The 2,209-nt window shown below is 76.5% G+C and carries 2 protein-coding genes; both read left to right on the top strand.

What is annotated here, in order from left to right; translation table 11 throughout:
- The first annotated feature begins 205 nt into the window (after nt 1-205).
- Nucleotides 206-1,471: an amidohydrolase family protein gene (locus MHY85_RS20835; protein WP_239200351.1), complete on the top strand. Its 1,266-nt coding sequence runs from the start codon at nt 206-208 to the stop codon at nt 1,469-1,471.
- On the top strand, nt 1,464-2,195 hold the full coding sequence (locus tag MHY85_RS20830) for a TetR/AcrR family transcriptional regulator (RefSeq protein ID WP_239200348.1): 732 nt from the start codon (nt 1,464-1,466) through the stop codon (nt 2,193-2,195). Before MHY85_RS20835 ends, MHY85_RS20830 begins: the two co-directional genes overlap by 8 nt.
- Nucleotides 2,196-2,209 lie beyond the last annotated feature (14 nt).

The raw sequence follows: 2,209 nt of genomic DNA, 5'->3' as shown, positions 1-2,209 counted from the left end.
GGCCGCGACGCCGAGGGGGGAGGTGCGGGGGGGAGGGCGGACCCTGCGATCCGCGCCGTGGTGCGGCCGACGCATTTCCTGTCGGTGACCGGAAAAGTAGACCCGGGTCGTTGCCACGGGGTTGCGCGATGTTGCCGGGACGTAAAATCTATCTGCGACAGGTAATGGGCTAGCCTGGCCGCTCCCGACCCCGAGGAGCCTGCCCGTGACCGACCTGCTGCTGCGCGACGTGCGCCTGATCGACGGCACGGGCACCGCCCCGCGCCCGGGGACGGACGTGCTGGTCTCCGACGGGGTGATCGCCGCCGTCGGGCCCGCCGGGACGGTGGTGCCCGGCGCGGCGACCGCCGACCCGGCCCGCCTCGCCGTCCTCGACGGTGCCGGCCGCACGCTGCTGCCCGGGTTCCTCGACTGCCACGTGCACGTCAGCACGTCCCCCGGCGGCGACACCCTCGGCACGGTTCTCGCGCCGGAGTCGCTGCTCACGCTGCGGTCCGTCCCGCACCTGTCCGCGACCCTCGACGCCGGCGTGACGACCGCGCGCGACCTGGCCGGGGCGGACTCCGGGTTCCGTGACGCGCTCGAGCAGGGGCTGGTGCGCGGTCCCCGGCTCCAGGTCGCCATCCGGATCCTGTCGATCACCGGCGGGCACGGCGACTGGCGCACGATCGAGGGGGTGGCGCTGGACACCGGACCCGGCGCGGGCGCCGTCGCCGACTCGCCCGCCGAGTTCGTCCGCGCGGTCCGCGAGGTGCTGCGCCAGGGGGCCGACTGGGTCAAGGTCGCCGCGACCGGCGGCATGGGGAGCCCGCGCAGCCACCCGGAGTCCGGCGGCCTGTCCGAGCCCGAGCTCCGCGCCGTCGTCGAGGAGGCCGACCGGCACGGCGGCGTCGGGGTGGCGGCGCACGCGCAGGGCGCCGCGGGCATCGCGGCGGCGGTCCGCGCGGGCGTGCGCAGCGTCGAGCACGGCTACCTCGTCGACGACGCGACGATCGACCTCATGGGGGAGCGCGGCACCTGGCTGGTGCCGACCCTGTCGACGCTCACCCGGCCCGTGGCGGACGGGGTCGCGCCGTGGGTCGCCGCCAAGCGCCGCGCCCTGACGGACACCGCGCGGGAGCGGCTGCACGCCGCGATCTCGGCGGGCGTGCCGGTCGCGCTCGGCACCGACGCGGGGATCGCCCCGCACGGCACCAACCTCACCGAGCTGGCGCTGCTGGTCGAGCACGGGCTGTCGCCGGCCGCCGCGCTCGTCGCGGGGACCTCCGGGGCGGCGCGGATGCTCGGGATCGCGGACCAGGTGGGCACGGTGGCGCCGGGGCTGCGCGCCGACCTGGTGCTGACCGACGTCGACCCGCTCACCAGCATCGACGCGCTGGCGGACCCCCGGAACGTGCGGGTGGTGGTGCAGGATGGGCGGGTCGTCAAGGACGCCCGGGCCGACGACGGGAGGACGGTGGACCGTGGCTGAGCAGACCGAGGCCGCGCCGCGCCGCCGGGGCCGGCCGCGGTCGGCCCCGCGTGCGAACTCCGCGCTGAGCACCCGCGAGGAGATCCTGGCGGCCGCCGCGTCGCTGTTCGGCTCGCAGGGCTATACCGAGACCACGACCCGGCAGATCGCCGACACCGTCGGCATCAAGCAGGCGTCGCTCTACTACCACTTCGCCGACAAGAGCCAGATCCTGCGCTCGCTGCTCAAGGGCACGGTCGCGCCGTCGGTGCAGTTCGCCGACTGGCTGCGCACCGCCGGCCCGGACGGTGGCCCGGTCGACCCGGCCGTGGCGCTGGCCGGGCTCGCGCGGTACGACCTGGACGGCCTCCTGCGGGACCGGTGGAACCTGCACGTCGTCTACCGGCTGCTCGACATCGCGGAGACCGAGTTCGCCGAGACCCGGGAGAGCCAGGTCGCGCTGCGGGGGCACTACCGCGCGCTGTCCGTGGCCGTCCTCACCCGGCAGGGGATCGACGCGGGGGCGCTGCCCGAGGCCGACCTGGAGCTGGCGTTCGGGCTGGTCGAGGGCATCATCAGCCAGCGGCAGTGGGGCGACGACGGCACGCGCGCGGCGTACGCCGAGGCGGTCGTGCGGGGCTGCCTGCGCCTGGTGCACGTCCCGGAGCCGGAGATCGCGGGCGCCGTCGCCGCGGGCGAGGCCCTGGCGGCCCGCTTCCGCACCGAGGTCCCCCAACCGGACTGACCCGCCCCTCCCGC

This window comes from Cellulomonas sp. ACRRI (genome assembly GCF_022346185.1).
In the GTDB taxonomy this organism is placed as follows: Bacteria; Actinomycetota; Actinomycetes; order Actinomycetales; family Cellulomonadaceae; genus Cellulomonas.
The sequence above is the reverse complement of the archived record's forward strand: the minus strand, read 5'-3'. Positions and strand labels throughout refer to the sequence as shown.